This window comes from Massilia sp. Root418, from assembly GCF_001425265.1.
Lineage (GTDB): Bacteria > Pseudomonadota > Gammaproteobacteria > Burkholderiales > Burkholderiaceae_D > Rugamonas.
Genome location: NZ_LMEC01000024.1, coordinates 222,809 through 236,430, shown reverse-complemented (window position 1 = coordinate 236,430; position 13,622 = coordinate 222,809). Strand labels below are relative to the sequence as shown.

Below are 13,622 nucleotides of genomic sequence, written 5' to 3'. Positions count from 1 at the left end.
CGGGGGAGCGGCAAGCCGCAAACGCGCGCTGGCAGCGCGCGTTTGCTTGTAATCTTGGCATGACGGATTACCCTGGAGAGCCTCCACCGTGGAATACAAGGACTACTATCAGGCGCTGGGCGTACCCAAGACCGCCAGCGCGGACGAGATCAAGAAGGCGTACCGCAAGCTGGTGCGCAAATACCATCCGGACGTCAGCAAGGAAGCGGACGCGGACAAGAAAACCAAGGAACTGAACGAAGCCTACGGCGTGCTGGGCGACGCGGAGAAGCGCGCGGCCTACGATGCGCTGGGCAACAACGGCCAGTACCGCGCGGGCCAGGAATTCCGGCCGCCGCCCGACTGGGGCAATATGGGCGGCGGCATGGGCGGCAACGCCGGCGGCTTCGACAGCGACTTTTTTGCCGACCTGTTCGCCAACATCGGCGGCGCGCGCGGCCGCCGTGGCCGGCCTGCGCAGCAGCGCGGCGAGGACAGCCACGCCGCGCTGGAAATCGACCTGGCCGACGCCTACCACGGCGCCAGCCGCACCGTCAGCATCCGCCTGCAGGAAGAGGATGCGCACGGCCGCGCCGTGACGCGCGAGCGCACCCTGGACGTAAACATCCCGCAAGGCATCACCGCCGGACAGCAGCTGCGCCTGTCGGGCCAGGGCCATCCCGGCAGCGGGGGCGCGCCGGCCGGCGACCTGTACCTGGAAATCCGCTTCCGCGCCAACCCGCGCTACCGCGTCGAGGGGCGCGACGTCTACGAGACCGTGCCGGTGGCGCCCTGGGAGGCGGCGCTGGGCGCCGAGATCGACGTGCCCACGCCCTCGGGCCGGGTGACGGTGACGGTGCCGCCCAAGTCGCAGGGCGGGCGCAAGCTGCGGCTCAAGGGCCGCGGCATCCCGCCCTCGCGCGCGCAGGCGCAGTCCGGCGCGCAGGGCGGCGACCTCTATCTACTGCTGGAGCTGGTGCTGCCGCCCGCCGACAGCGCGCGCGCGCGCCAGCTGTACGAAACCATGGCGCGCGAGCTGAACTTCAATCCGCGCGCCGGCATGGGAGCTTGAATGATGCAGATCGTTTATGGCGAGATACTGGACGATTCGGCGTTGACGCTGGAAGAACTGGCGCGCGCCTGTGCGGTGGAGCCGGACTGGGTGGTGCGCCATGTCAGCAGCGGCGCCTTGCTGTGCAGCGTAGAGCAGGCCGCCATTGTGGTCGACGCCTCGGGCGCGGCCACGGCGGCGCCGCCGCACGCGTGGCGCTTTGCCAGCGGCGAACTGCGCCGCGCGCTCAGCCTGCTGCGCGTGGAACGCGATTTCGAGGCCGACGAGGACCTCGCCGCGCTGGTGGTGGACTTGTGCGAGGAAGTGCGGCGGCTCAGGTCAAGGCTGCACAGCGCAGGGGCGCCTTAACGTTGGCGGCGCCGGCGGCCGCCGGTGCGCAAGCCGCCTCGTCCAGCGGCGCCTGGCGGCTCCACACGTGGCCGCTGCTCACGTCGAAAATGATGTTGCGGTGGCCGACGCCGTACAGGCTCTCGGACACCAGGGGAATGCCGTGCGCGCGCAGCAGGCGCAGCGCTACTTCGCCGTTCCGGCGGCCGATATTGCCGGCTTTCCTGTCTTCCAGTCCCGGGAACATCCTGCTGCCCCCGAAGATCTTGGCCTGGCATTCCGCCGGGTCCACCGCCATGGCGCGCAGCTCGGCCAGCATCAGCGTCAGCGCCTCTTCCCCGTAGCGGCTGTTCAAGCCGTCTTCCCCGGCCGAGTTGCGCGCCGACAACAAAAAATGCGACATGGTGCCGATGCGCCGCCCCGGATGCCACAGCGTCATGGACACGCATGAGCCCAGCAGGGTGCGGATGCGGTATTCCGGCCCGCCGACGAAGTATTCGCCGGGCAGCAGGAAGATGTCGATGATGTCGGAATGCGGGGTCATGGCCCACCTTAACGGCCCGCGCGGCCGCTGGCACTTGTACTTTGGTGCAAGGCGGCAGGCCGCACTGTACCAAAGTACAGGTTACACCGACTTGCTTGGTGGATACAGTTTGCTGGCGCATCCGGCCCACCGGCCGGGACGGCGCATCCATTGGAGAATCCCGGCAGTGAAAAATATTGTGCGCAGCCATTCGTGTTTGCTCCTTCCGCTGGGGTTGGCGGTGCTGGCTGCGGTAGCGGTACTGGCGTTCAGCGGCTTCAGTCTGGCCGGATTGCTCACTGTACTGTTGCTGGTGGGCTGCGGCTACGCCAGCGGGCTGTACTTCCAGTCCATGCAGCGCGTATTTCAGCAGTCGGTGGACCAGTACCTGGACGGCCAGCGCGCGCTGGGCGCCTCGGTGGCGCCGATCTGGTCGCGCCATATCGAAAATTCCATCGCGCAGATGGACGAGGCGGTGGCGGCGCTGGCCGGCCGCTTCGGCGGCATCGTCGAGCGCCTGGACCAGGCGGTGGGCGCCTCCAGCGTGGCCACCGCCTCCATGGACGGCGGCGACGGCCTGGTGACGGTGTTCGCCAACAGCGAGCGCGAACTGCAGGGCGTGGTCGCCTCGCTGCGCTCCGCCACCGAAAGCAAGGCCGCCATGCTGGACAAGGTGAACGGCCTGGGCCAGTTTGTGCGCGAGCTCAAGGAGATGGCGGCCGACGTGGCCAGCATCGCCGCGCAAACCAACCTGCTGGCCCTGAACGCGGCCATTGAAGCGGCGCGCGCCGGCGAGCGCGGACGCGGCTTCGCCGTGGTCGCCAAGGAGGTGCGCATGCTGTCGAACCAGTCTGCCGATACCGGCCGCCGCATCGCCGAGAAAGTGGCGCTGGTGAGCAACGCGATCGTCGCCACCACCCAGGCGGCCCGGCAGTCGGGCGTGCTGGAAGAGGAATCGATGCGCCTGTCCGAAGCAGCCATCTCCAGCGTGCTGGGCGGCTTTCGCGGCGTGACCGACGCGCTGGTCCAGTCCAGCAACCTGCTGAAGCAGGAAAGCGTCGGCATCCAGTACGAAGTGGGCGAGGCCCTCGTGCAGCTGCAGTTCCAGGACCGCGTGACCCAGATCATGAGCCACGTGAAGCAGAACATCGACCTGCTGCGCGCCGCGCTGGAACACAATTGCGACAGTTTCGAGCAGGACCGCCGGCTGCAGCCGCTGGACTCGGCCGGCCTGCTGGCTGCGCTGGAAAAGACCTACGCCATGGCCGAGGAATACGCGCTGGACCGCGGCGCAGACAAGCCGGCCGTGCTGGCGGCGCCGGCCGAAGAAGTCACTTTTTTTTAAGGAGTAAGTATGGCCAAGACCATTATGGTGGTAGACGACTCGGCTTCGCTGCGGCAGGTCGTGGGCATCGCGCTCAAGAGCGCGGGCTATGACGTGATTGAAGCGGCGGACGGCCAGATCGCACTGAGCAAGCTGGGCGATAAGAAAATCAACCTCATCGTGTGCGACGTGAACATGCCGAATATGGACGGCATCAGCTTCGTGCGCGAGCTGAAGCAGCAGGCGAACCACAAGTTCACGCCGGTCATCATGCTCACCACCGAATCGCAGGAAGCCAAGAAGCGCGAAGGCCAGGCGGCCGGCGCGCGCGCCTGGGTGGTCAAGCCGTTCAAGCCGGAAGTGCTGCTGGGCGCCGTGCAAAAACTCTGCCTGCCCTGAGCGCACCGGGAGCCGCCATGCCACACACCACCGCCCAGGGTCTGCCGTCTGCCGAAGGCGCGCTGCCGATGCGCCGCGCTGCCGGGCCGGTAGCGGCCTGCGGCGGCGCGGGAGGCGGGACATGAACCTTGACGAAGCGCGGCAAACCTTCATTGCCGAGAGCCGCGAGCTGCTGGACGACATGGAGAACGCCCTGCTGTCGCTGGACCGGCAAGGGCCCGCCGCAGGCGGCCAGCCCGAAGCGGTGAACGCCATTTTCCGCGCGGCGCACACCATCAAGGGATCGGCGGGGCTGTTCAGCCTGGACCACATCGTCGCCTTCACCCATGTGCTGGAAAGCGTGCTGGATGAAGTGCGCGCCGGCGCGGTGGCAACGGACGGTGGGCTGGTGAGCCTGCTGCTATCCTGCTGCGACCATATCGGCGGCATGACCGATGCGCTGGAAGCCGGGCAGACCGCCGGCGACGCCGCCACCCGGCAGCGTGGCGCGCCCTTGCTGCAGCAGCTGTCCGCCTACCTGGACGGCGGCGCGGCGCACGCGGGCCCGCGCAACGGAGACGGCGCCGGCGGCGGCGTCGACGCGGCTCCCGCTGCCGTCGCCAGCGCGCAGTGGCACCTTTCGCTGCGCATCGATCCGCCCGGCGGCGCGCCGGCGAGCCAGGCGGTGCTGGCCCCGGCGGCGCTCCAGGCCGCGGTGCCGCCGCCAGCGGACCCGGGCCGGGATCTGCTCCCGTGCCAGGGCCAGGGCCCGGCGAAGCCCGCCGAGGCGCGCACCGTGCGGGTGGATGCGGACAAGCTGGACCACCTGATCAACCTGGTAGGAGAACTGATCATCGCAGGCGCCTCGGCCGGCCTGATCGCGCGGCGCGTGCAAAACGCCGAACTGCAGGAAAGCACCTCGCGCCTGTCCACGCTGGTGGAAGAAGTGCGCGACAGCGCGCTGCAGCTGCGCATGGTGAAAATCGGCGCCACCTTCAACCGCTTCCAGCGCGTGGTGCACGACGTGTCGCGCGAGCTGGGCAAGGACATCGGCCTGCTGGTCAACGGCGAGGACGCGGAACTGGACAAGACCGTGGTGGAAAAGATCGGCGATCCGCTCATGCACCTGGTGCGCAACGCCATCGACCACGGCATCGAGCCGGCCGGCCGGCGCCGCGCGGCGGGCAAGCCGGAACGCGGCACCGTCAGCCTGAATGCCTATCACGACTCCGGCAGCATCGTCATCGAAGTGAGCGACGATGGCGGCGGCTTGAAGAAGGAACGCATCTTCGCCAAGGCCGTCGAGCGCGGACTGGTCGAAGCGGACCGCAAGCTGAGCGACGGCGACATCTACGCGCTCATTTTCGAACCCGGTTTCTCCACCGCCGAACAGGTCACCAGCCTGTCCGGACGCGGCGTGGGCATGGACGTGGTCAAGCGCAACATCAACGCGCTGCGCGGCAGCGTGGGCATCGACAGCGCGGAAGGGCGCGGCACCACCGTCACGGTGCGCCTGCCGCTGACGCTGGCCATCATCGACGGCTTCCTGGTCGGCCTGGGCAAGTCCACCTACGTGATTCCGCTCGACGCGATCGAAGAGTGCATCGAATTCGCAGCCGATCCCCGACAGGACTGCACCAACTTGCGCGGCCGGGTGCTGCCTTTTGTGCGCCTGCGCGAACTGTTCGGCGTGCAGGGGCAGGCCGGGCTGCGCGAATCCATCGTGGTGCTCAAGCACGCCGGCCAGCGCGCCGGCCTGGTGGTCGATTCCCTGCTGGGTGAATTCCAGACCGTAATCAAGCCGCTCAGCCCCGTATTCAGCGCGGTGCGCTGCATCAGCGGTTCCACCATCCTGGGCAGCGGCGAAGTTGCGCTGATCCTGGACGTGGCGGCCCTGCTGCAGCAGTCGGCGCCCAGTCCCCCCCAGCAGCAAGCGGCATAATTATTTTGGTCTTCTTTGGAGGTAAGCATGTTCAATAAACTTAAGGTAGGCACCCGCCTCGGCATCCTGGTCGCGCTGCTGTCCATCATCGTCATGGCGGTGGGCTACGCTGGCATGCGCGGCATGAGCTTCAGCAACGACAAGCTCAAGACCGTGTACGAGGACCGCACCATTGCCCTGGGCCAGCTGGCCAAGATCGGCGACGCCATGCTGCGCATGCGCCACCGCAGCGTGCAGGCGTCGCTGGCCAACAGCCCCGCCGAGGTCGACAGCGCGCTGGCGCAGGCCGAGAAGAACGATGCCGCCCTGAAGAAGAACCTGGCCGACTATCTGGGCACGGTGCTGACGGCCGATGAGAAAAAGCTGGTCGACGAGTTCACGCCCGGCTGGAACGCCTACAACGACAAGCGCCAGGCCGCCATGGCGCTGGCCAAGGCCGGCGACTACAAGGGGGCCGCCGAAGCCATGCGCGCGATCGAAAAAGACTTCTACCTGCCGCTGGAACTGCTCACCAAGCTGCGCACCCTGCAGGAAGACGTGGCCAGGCAGGAGTACGAAGACGCGGTGAAGCAATTCGACGCCACCACGCGCCTGAACGCAGGCCTGATCGGCGGCGGCCTGCTGATCGGCGTGCTGCTGTCCTGGGCGCTGATCCGCAGCCTGCTGCGCCAGCTCGGCGGCGAGCCCGATTACGCGGCGCAGATCGTCGGCGAGGTCGCCAGCGGCAACCTGGCGATGGAGATCCGCATCCGCGAAGGCGACCGCAGCAGCCTGCTGTATTCCATGAAGCAGATGGTGGACAAGCTGTCGCAAGTGGTGGCCGAAGTCACCAACGGCGCCCAGGTGCTGGCGGGCGCCTCGGAAGAGGTGAGCGCGACCGCGCAGTCGCTGTCGCAGGCCGCCAGCGAGCAGGCCGCCGGCGTGGAGCAGACCAGCGCCTCGGTAGAGCAGATGACCGCCTCCATCGCCCAGAACACGGAGAACGCCAAGGTAACGGACGCCATGGCCAGCAAGGCCGCGATCGAAGCCACCGAAGGCGGCGCGGCGGTGAAGGAAACCGTGGCGGCGATGAAGCAGATCGCCAACAAGATTGTCATCATCGACGACATCGCCTACCAGACCAACCTGCTGGCGCTGAACGCAGCCATCGAAGCGGCGCGTGCCGGCGAACACGGCAAAGGCTTTGCCGTGGTGGCGGCCGAAGTGCGCAAGCTGGCCGAACGCTCGCAGGTGGCCGCGCAGGAAATCGGCGAAGTGGCGGCCAGCAGCGTGAGCCTGGCCGAGCGCGCTGGCGAGCTGCTCAACTCCATGGTCCCCAACATCCGCAAGACCTCCGACCTGGTGCAGGAAATCACGGCGGCGTCCGAAGAGCAATCCTCCGGCGTGGGCCAGATCAACGCAGCCGTCGGCCAGCTCTCCAGCACCACGCAGCAGAACGCGGCCGGCTCCGAAGAGTTGGCCTCCACCGCCGAAGAGATGAGCAGCCAGGCCGAGGAACTGCAGGCCGCCATCGCCTTCTTCCGCGTGGCCGGCGCGGCGCCGGTGCAGCAGCGCGCCGGCGTGCAGCCGCTGCGCAAGCCCGGCGCGCGCAACGGCGGCAATAGCGGCGGCGCCGGCCGCAAGCTGGCCGCGCCCGCAGGCGCTCATGCCGGCACTGCGCACTTCCCGGACGGCGAGCCGGATGAAGCGTTCTTCACCAAGTTCTGAGCGGGAGGCCAGCTTATGAACGCACTGGCACACGCATCGGCCGAGCCGGGTCAGTACCTGACCTTCATGCTGGGCGGCGAGCTCTACGCGGTCGGCATTCTCGCGGTGAAGGAGATCATCGAATACGCGGGCCTGACGCCGGTGCCGATGATGCCGGAAGCGATACGCGGCGTCATCAACCTGCGCGGCGCCGTGGTGCCGGTGATGGACCTGTCGGCGCGCCTGGGCCGCATGGCCAGCGCCATCACCAAGCGCACCTGCATCATCATTGTGGAGGTGGAGCAGGGCGGCGAACAGCAGGTGATCGGCGCCATGGTGGACGCCGTCAACGCCGTGCTGGAGATCGCCCATGCCGACATCGAACCGGCGCCTTCCTTTGGTGCCCGCATCCGCAGCGACTTCATCGCCGGCATGGGCAAGGTCAACGGCAAGTTCGTGATCCTGCTCGACGCCGCGCACGTGCTGTCGGTGGACGAAATCAGCGCACTGGCCGCATCGCGCGAACGCGAGCTGGTGGCCGAATGACGCCGGCCGCCATCAGCGACCGCGAGTTCGCCCAGTTCCAGCGCTTCATCTTCGAGGCGGCCGGCATCACGATGGCGCCAACCAAGAAGGCCCTGGTCAGCGGCCGCCTGTCGAAGCGGCTGCAGCACCACCGCGTGCAGTCCTTCGGCGCGTATTTCGAACTGCTCTGCAGCGGCCGGGAACCCGGCGAAACCCGGATCGCCGTGGACCTGCTGACCACCAACGAAACCTACTTCTTCCGCGAGAATAAGCACTTCGAGCTGTTGCGCAGCGTGGCGCAGGAAGCGCGCGCGCGTGGCCAGGGCATGCGCGTGTGGAGCGCGGCCTGCTCCACCGGCGAAGAGCCGTACAGCATTGCCATGGTGCTGGCCGACGTGCTGGAAGAGCGGCCTTGGGAGATCACCGCCTCCGACATCAGCAGCCGCGTGCTGCACAAGGCCCGCTTCGGTCACTACCCGATGGAACGTACCGGCAATATCCCGCCCAGCTACCTGCAGCGCTTCTGCCTCAAGGGGCTGGACCAGTACGCAGGCACGCTGCTGGTGCAGCGCCCGCTGCGCAAGCGCGTGCAGTTCACTGAAGTGAATTTGAACACGGCGTTGCCGCAGCTGGGCAGCTTCGACGTGATTTTCCTGCGCAACGTGATGATCTACTTCAGCGCCGAGACCAAGCGCCAGGTGGTGGCGCGCGTGGCGCAGCAGCTCAAGCCCGGCGGCTACCTGTTCATCGGCCACTCGGAAAGCCTGAACGACGTCAGCGACGACGTGGAGATGGTGTCGCCGTCGGTCTACCGCAAGCCCTGAGCCGGGCGCGGCGTCAGTAGGCGCCGTGCGGCAGCTGGTGGTCCAGGTCCAGGAACTGCTGCATCAGCCAGCGGCCGGCGGGGCCGGGTTCCTCGTCGCCGCGGTGGATCAGGAACAGCGGGTACTGGAAGGCCTTGCCGTCGGCGATATCGAGCTGCACCAGGCGGCCGTTGGCCAGGTCGTCGAAAATCATCGCATGCGGCATGCTGCCCCAGCCCAGGCCGCCGCGCAGCAGCGCGTGCTTGGACGCCAGGTCGCCCAGGCGCCAGTTGCGCAGCCCGAGCACGCCGAAATCCTTGCCGGCGGTGAGCGCGCTGCGGTCCGTGAGCACCAGTTGCATGTGGTCGCGCAGCGCGGACACCGGGATCTTGCCCTGGATCCTGGCCAGCGGATGGTCCGGCGAGCACACCGGCATCATGGTCACTTCGCCCGCCGCGCGGCGCTCGATCGCGTCCGGCGTCGCCAGCACGCCGCCGCAGATGCCGATGTGGCAGACCCGCTCCAGCACCAGCTGCGTTACCGCGCCCAGCGCCTCGGTGCGCAGGCGCATCGCCACGGTGGGGTACTGCTGCTGGAAGTCGTTCAGGATGCGCACCAGCAGGCAGGTGGGAAACATCACGTCCACCACCAGCGACACCTCCGCCTCCAGCCCGGCCGACAGCGCCTTGGCGCGCGAGCGCATGCTGTCCACCTTCATCGACACCGCGCGCGCGTCCGCCAGCAGGGCGGTGCCGGCCTCGGTAAGCGTGGGCTTGCGCTTGCTGCGGTCCAGCAGCGCGATGTTGAGCTGCTCCTCCAGGTTGGCGATGGTATAGCTGATGACGGACTGCGTGCGGTGCAGCGCGCGCGCCGCGTGCGCGAAGCCGCCATGGTCGATGACGGCGATGAAGACGCGCAGCTGGTCGAGGGAGGGCAGGCCGGGATCTCTCATGATCTAAAAAATCGATGCTATCGATAGAAAATTACTGTATTCCATCGATACTAAACCCGTTCTATGATGCATGCAATCCCAACCGGGTCCCACTCGTTCCAATACTGAAGGAGCATCATCATGGCAAACGTACTTTATATCAACAGCAGCGTGCGTAATTCCGGTTCCCTGTCGCGCCAGCTGTCGGCTGAATTCATCGCCAAGTGGAAAGCCGCCAACCCGGCCGACACCATCGTCGAGCGCGACCTGGCCGCCAATCCCGTGCCGCACCTGACCGAGCAGATGATGGGCGCCTTCTTCACCCCGGCCGAAGCGCGCAACGCCGACCAGGCCTACACCGTGAAGACCTCCGACACCCTGGTGGCCGAAGTGCAGGCGGCCGACGTGATCGTGATCGGCGCGCCGATGTACAACTTCTCGGTCAGCTCCACGCTGAAAGCCTGGATCGACCATATCGCCCGCGCCGGCGTCACTTTCAAGTACACCGAAACCGGCCCGGTCGGCCAGCTCACCGGCAAGAAAGTCTACGTCTTCACCGCCACCGGCGGCGTGTACAGCGAAGGTCCCGGCGCCGCCTACGACCACCTGAGCACCTACCTGCGTGCGGTGCTCGGCTTCCTGGGCCTGACCGACATCACCTTCGTGCAAGCCGAAGGCGTGGCGCTGGGCGAGCAAGCCGTGGCCGACACCCTGGCCAAGAGCCGCCAGTCGATCGACCAGCTGGTCGCCGCCTAAGCGAGCTGAGCCGCATTTTCCGCACTTCGGGGTCAGACCCCGAAGTAGGGGAAATGCGGCTCAGGTCGTTTGTAGGAATTCCTTACGTTAGGTAGGAATTCTTGACAGCAGGTATCATGGGACCATCGTGCCACGGAGCCTGCCCATGAAACGCAAACTGCATCTGCTTGTCATCGATCCGCAAAACGATTTTTGCGATCTGCCTACGGCTTACCTGCCTGAGAATCCCGCTACCAAGGGCTTGCATGCGCCCGCGCTGCCGGTGCCGGGGGCGCATCAGGATATGCTGCGCCTGGCTGGCCTGATCAACCGCGGCCGGCACGGCCTGACGGCCATCAGCGTCACCCTCGATTCCCACCACCGCTACGATATCGCGCATCCCACTTTCTGGCTGACCGCCGAAGGCGCCGCGCCCGAGCCGTTTACCCAGATCACCGCCGCCGACGTGCGCGCGAAAAAATACCTGCCGCGCGACGCCGCCGCCTTGCCGCGTGCATTGGCTTACCTCGACGCGCTGGAGCAGGCCGACCGCTACCGCCTCATGGTCTGGCCCGTGCATTGCGAGATCGGCTCCTGGGGCCACAATGTGCACGAGGACGTGCGCTCGGCCTACAACCGCTGGGAAGACGCCGCGCTGGGCACCGTCACCAAGATCGCCAAGGGGTCCAATCCATGGACCGAGCATTATTCGGCCGTGATGGCCGAGGTGCCGGACGATGCGGACCCCGACACGCAGCTGAACCGCGCCCTGATCGACCACCTGGCCGAGGCGGAGCTGGTCTACATTGCCGGCGAGGCGGGCAGCCACTGCGTGAAGGCCACCACCGAGCACATCGCCGCGCAGTTCTCGGCGCGCTTCGGCGAGGACGGCTTGCGCCGCCTGGTGCTGATCACCGACTGCATGAGCCCCGTGGCCGGTTTCTGCGACCAGTACCAGGACTTCCTGGAAGAGATGGAAGAGAGCGGCGTGCGCCTGGCCCAGTCGGGCGATGTGCTGCAGGAGTTGCTGGTCAATGCCGGCCGTTGAAGAACAGGAGAACGAATTGATGATCCCCGTGGTACGCAGCCTGCTTGAAACCGATCTGTATAAATTCAGCATGTGGCAGGCGCTGTTGCACGGCCATCCCGGCGCGCACGCCGAGTACGAGTTCCTGTGCCGGAACAGCACCGTGTTCCCGCTGGCCGAACTGGCCGATGAAGTGAACGCGCAGCTGGACCACCTGTGCGCCATGTCCTTCGCCGACGACGAGCTCGATTACCTGCGCTCGCTGCGCTACATGAAGGCCGACTTCGTGGACTTCCTGGCGGTGTTCCGCTTCCAGCGCAAGTTCATCCGCGTGGAAGTGAAGGGCGACTCGCTGGCCATCACCGCGGCCGGGCCCCAGGTGCACGTGATGGGCTTCGAGATCTTCGTGCTCTACATCGTCAACGAACTGTATTTCCGCCGCTTCGACCAGGAGGCCGCGCTGGCCGAGGGGCGCGAGCGCCTGATCGACAAGATCGCATCGCTCAAGGCCTTCGGCCTGCAGCCCGGCCTCCGCCATCCCTTCGAGTTTTCCGATTTCGGCCTGCGCCGCCGCTTCTCCGCCGCCTGGCACGACGAGGTGGTGCTGCGCCTGGCGGCCGAGGTGCCGCAGTACTTCAAGGGCAGTTCCAACGTCTACCTGGCCAAGCGCCTCGGCATGGTGCCCATCGGGACCATGGCGCACGAGTACATGCAGTCCTTCCAGGCTTTCGGCGTGCGCCTGCGCGACTTCCAGAAGGCTGCGCTGGAGGACTGGGTGCAGGAATACCGGGGCGACCTGGGCGTGGCGCTGACCGACGTGGTGGGCATGGACGCCTTCCTGGACGATTTCGACCTGTACTTCGCCAAGCTGTTCGACGGCTTGCGGCATGACTCGGGCGATCCGGTGCTGTGGGGCGAGAAGGCCCTGGCGCACTACGCCGCGCTGCGCATCGACGCCAACACCAAGCGCCTGGTGTTCTCGGACGGCCTGGACCTGCCGACCGCCTTCAGCCTGTACCGCCATTTCGCGGGCCGCATCATGACCGGCTTCGGCATCGGCACCAACCTCACCAACGACGTCGGCCTGACGCCGCTGAACATCGTCATGAAGCTGGTGCGCTGCAACGGCCAGTCGGTGGCCAAGCTGTCCGATTCGCCGGGCAAGACCATGTGCAAGGACGAGACCTTCCTCGCTTACCTGCGCCAAGTATTCCACCACCCGGCATCGTCTTCCTAGCTCGCGGCTTTCTGGAAGCGCGTGCGGTAGTCGCCGGGCGTCACGCCCAGGCGGCGCTGGAAGGCGCGCCGCAGGCCGTTCGGATTGCCGAAGCCGCTCCTCGCGGCCACCCGCTTGAGCGGATTGGTGGTGTCCTCCAGTAGGCGCCGCGCGGCGTCGATGCGGGCGCCTTCCACGAGGTCGGCCGGCGGCATGCCGGCCGGCACGCGCGGCCATGTCGTCCACCGTGAGCGGCTCGGCCAGGCTGGCCAGCACCGCGTCCGGGTGGCGCACCGCCTTGACCAGGTAGCCCGCGCCGACGACGAGGAAGACCAGCACGGCCAGCATGCCGTTGCCGTTCGCGATGGCGATGTCGGCGCCCAAGGTGTTGACCGCGAGCCGCCAGGCCAGGACCAGGCCGGACAGTCCCATCACCGCGGCGGACAGGTTGACGGGCAGGTGCCGTTAAGCGTCGATCGCGTTGTGGCGGCGCAGGATGGCGTCGGCCTGCTCGCGCTGCTCGTCGTCCAGCACGTCCACGCTGAGCAGGGCCACGGGGCGCGGGCGCGGCTCGTCGGTGCGGTCGGCGTCGTCGGGCGTGAGGGAGTTGAAGATGTTTTCAACGGCCGTGACGGTGGTGCTTTGCGCCAGCGAGCGGTGCGGCGCCAGGTTTAGGGCGGTGGCCGGGAAACCGGCGGCGAGCAGGGCGCTGCGGGCGGCCTCGGCGTCGTCTTGCGACATGAAGTTGCGGTGGATGGTATTGGCCATGACGGCGTGCTCCTTGAAACGATGCGTGATGGCTTATTGTGTGCGAAAGCGGCGCGCGGCGTCGCCGCCTTCGGCAGGCGCGGCCTAGAAGCCGGTGACCACGGTTTCGGTGTGCTCAACCTTCGGCGGCTGGGCGAAGAAGCCGCCCACCAGGGCACGCCAGGCCTGGAAGTCCTCGCTACCGCGGAAGTCGACAGTATGGTTCTCCAGCGTGGCCCAGTTGATCACCAGGTGATAGGTGTCCGGGCGCTCGATGATGCGCTCCAGGCGCATCGCCTCGCAACCCTTGGCGCGCTTGAACAGCGGCACCGCCTCTTTGACGGCGGCTTCAAAGGCGGCGTTGGTGTCGGGTTTGATCTGGATTTCGGCGACTTCGTAAATCATGG

16 protein-coding genes are annotated in these 13,622 nt (G+C 67.1%); 11 read left to right on the top strand and 5 right to left on the bottom strand.

What is annotated here, in order from left to right; genetic code table 11:
* Window positions 1-88: 88 nt before the first annotated feature.
* Both ASC94_RS26140 and ASC94_RS26135 read left to right on the top strand, forming a co-directional pair.
* Window positions 89-1,051, top strand: coding sequence for a DnaJ C-terminal domain-containing protein (locus ASC94_RS26140; protein ID WP_056403080.1), 963 nt, complete (start codon window positions 89-91; stop codon window positions 1,049-1,051).
* On the top strand, window positions 1,052-1,399 hold the full coding sequence (locus ASC94_RS26135) for a hypothetical protein (protein WP_082616852.1): 348 nt from the start codon (window positions 1,052-1,054) through the stop codon (window positions 1,397-1,399).
* Here the strand turns inward: ASC94_RS26135 and ASC94_RS26130 are convergent.
* Window positions 1,365-1,922, bottom strand: coding sequence for a chemotaxis protein CheD (locus ASC94_RS26130; protein ID WP_056403077.1), 558 nt, complete (start codon window positions 1,920-1,922; stop codon window positions 1,365-1,367). The two genes, ASC94_RS26135 and ASC94_RS26130, sit on opposite strands and share 35 nt — an antisense overlap.
* 166 nt (window positions 1,923-2,088) lie before the next feature.
* On the opposite strand from ASC94_RS26130, the gene ASC94_RS26125 reads away from it, so the two are divergent.
* The 6 genes from ASC94_RS26125 to ASC94_RS26100 all read left to right on the top strand — a co-directional run bounded on the left by ASC94_RS26125 (window position 2,089) and on the right by ASC94_RS26100 (window position 8,580).
* Complete coding sequence (locus ASC94_RS26125; RefSeq protein WP_229417416.1) at window positions 2,089-3,246, top strand: methyl-accepting chemotaxis protein; 1,158 nt, start codon at window positions 2,089-2,091, stop codon at window positions 3,244-3,246.
* 9 nt (window positions 3,247-3,255) lie between these two features.
* Window positions 3,256-3,624 carry a response regulator gene (locus ASC94_RS26120; protein ID WP_056403074.1) on the top strand — a complete coding sequence of 123 codons (369 nt, stop codon included), beginning with the start codon at window positions 3,256-3,258 and terminating at the stop codon, window positions 3,622-3,624.
* A 121-nt stretch (window positions 3,625-3,745) separates the two neighbouring features.
* Window positions 3,746-5,545: a chemotaxis protein CheA gene (locus ASC94_RS26115; RefSeq protein WP_056403072.1), complete on the top strand. Its 1,800-nt coding sequence runs from the start codon at window positions 3,746-3,748 to the stop codon at window positions 5,543-5,545.
* A gap of 27 nt (window positions 5,546-5,572) precedes the next feature.
* A complete protein-coding gene (locus tag ASC94_RS26110) occupies window positions 5,573-7,252 on the top strand; it encodes a methyl-accepting chemotaxis protein (protein ID WP_082616850.1) in 1,680 nt (559 codons plus the stop codon).
* Window positions 7,253-7,267: 15 nt separating this feature from the next.
* Complete coding sequence (locus ASC94_RS26105; RefSeq protein ID WP_056403069.1) at window positions 7,268-7,777, top strand: chemotaxis protein CheW; 510 nt, start codon at window positions 7,268-7,270, stop codon at window positions 7,775-7,777.
* Window positions 7,774-8,580 carry a protein-glutamate O-methyltransferase CheR gene (locus ASC94_RS26100; protein ID WP_056403065.1) on the top strand — a complete coding sequence of 269 codons (807 nt, stop codon included), beginning with the start codon at window positions 7,774-7,776 and terminating at the stop codon, window positions 8,578-8,580. The genes ASC94_RS26105 and ASC94_RS26100 overlap by 4 nt, the downstream gene beginning before the upstream one ends.
* 13 nt (window positions 8,581-8,593) lie before the next feature.
* On the opposite strand, the gene ASC94_RS26095 is transcribed toward ASC94_RS26100, so the two are convergent.
* Complete coding sequence (locus ASC94_RS26095) at window positions 8,594-9,511, bottom strand: LysR family transcriptional regulator (RefSeq protein ID WP_056403060.1); 918 nt, start codon at window positions 9,509-9,511, stop codon at window positions 8,594-8,596.
* A 120-nt stretch (window positions 9,512-9,631) separates the two neighbouring features.
* On the opposite strand from ASC94_RS26095, the gene ASC94_RS26090 reads away from it, so the two are divergent.
* The 3 genes from ASC94_RS26090 (at window position 9,632) to pncB (ending at window position 12,489) form a co-directional block, all read left to right on the top strand.
* Window positions 9,632-10,246 (top strand): FMN-dependent NADH-azoreductase, encoded by a 615-nt coding sequence (locus ASC94_RS26090; protein ID WP_056403057.1) that lies wholly within the window; start codon window positions 9,632-9,634, stop codon window positions 10,244-10,246.
* Window positions 10,247-10,391: 145 nt separating this feature from the next.
* On the top strand, window positions 10,392-11,273 hold the full coding sequence (locus ASC94_RS26085) for a hypothetical protein (protein ID WP_056403053.1): 882 nt from the start codon (window positions 10,392-10,394) through the stop codon (window positions 11,271-11,273).
* 19 nt (window positions 11,274-11,292) lie between these two features.
* Window positions 11,293-12,489 (top strand): nicotinate phosphoribosyltransferase, encoded by a 1,197-nt coding sequence (gene pncB / locus ASC94_RS26080; protein ID WP_056403519.1) that lies wholly within the window; start codon window positions 11,293-11,295, stop codon window positions 12,487-12,489.
* Here the strand turns inward: pncB and ASC94_RS33310 are convergent.
* The 3 genes from ASC94_RS33310 to ASC94_RS26065 all read right to left on the bottom strand — a co-directional run bounded on the left by ASC94_RS33310 (window position 12,486) and on the right by ASC94_RS26065 (window position 13,620).
* A complete protein-coding gene (locus ASC94_RS33310) occupies window positions 12,486-12,683 on the bottom strand; it encodes a helix-turn-helix domain-containing protein (RefSeq protein ID WP_056403051.1) in 198 nt (65 codons plus the stop codon). The two genes, pncB and ASC94_RS33310, sit on opposite strands and share 4 nt — an antisense overlap.
* 250 nt (window positions 12,684-12,933) lie before the next feature.
* Window positions 12,934-13,236 (bottom strand): hypothetical protein, encoded by a 303-nt coding sequence (locus tag ASC94_RS26070; protein WP_056403047.1) that lies wholly within the window; start codon window positions 13,234-13,236, stop codon window positions 12,934-12,936.
* A gap of 84 nt (window positions 13,237-13,320) precedes the next feature.
* Entirely contained in the window at window positions 13,321-13,620 is a 300-nt protein-coding gene (locus ASC94_RS26065; RefSeq protein ID WP_056403044.1) for an antibiotic biosynthesis monooxygenase, read from the bottom strand.
* Window positions 13,621-13,622 lie beyond the last annotated feature (2 nt).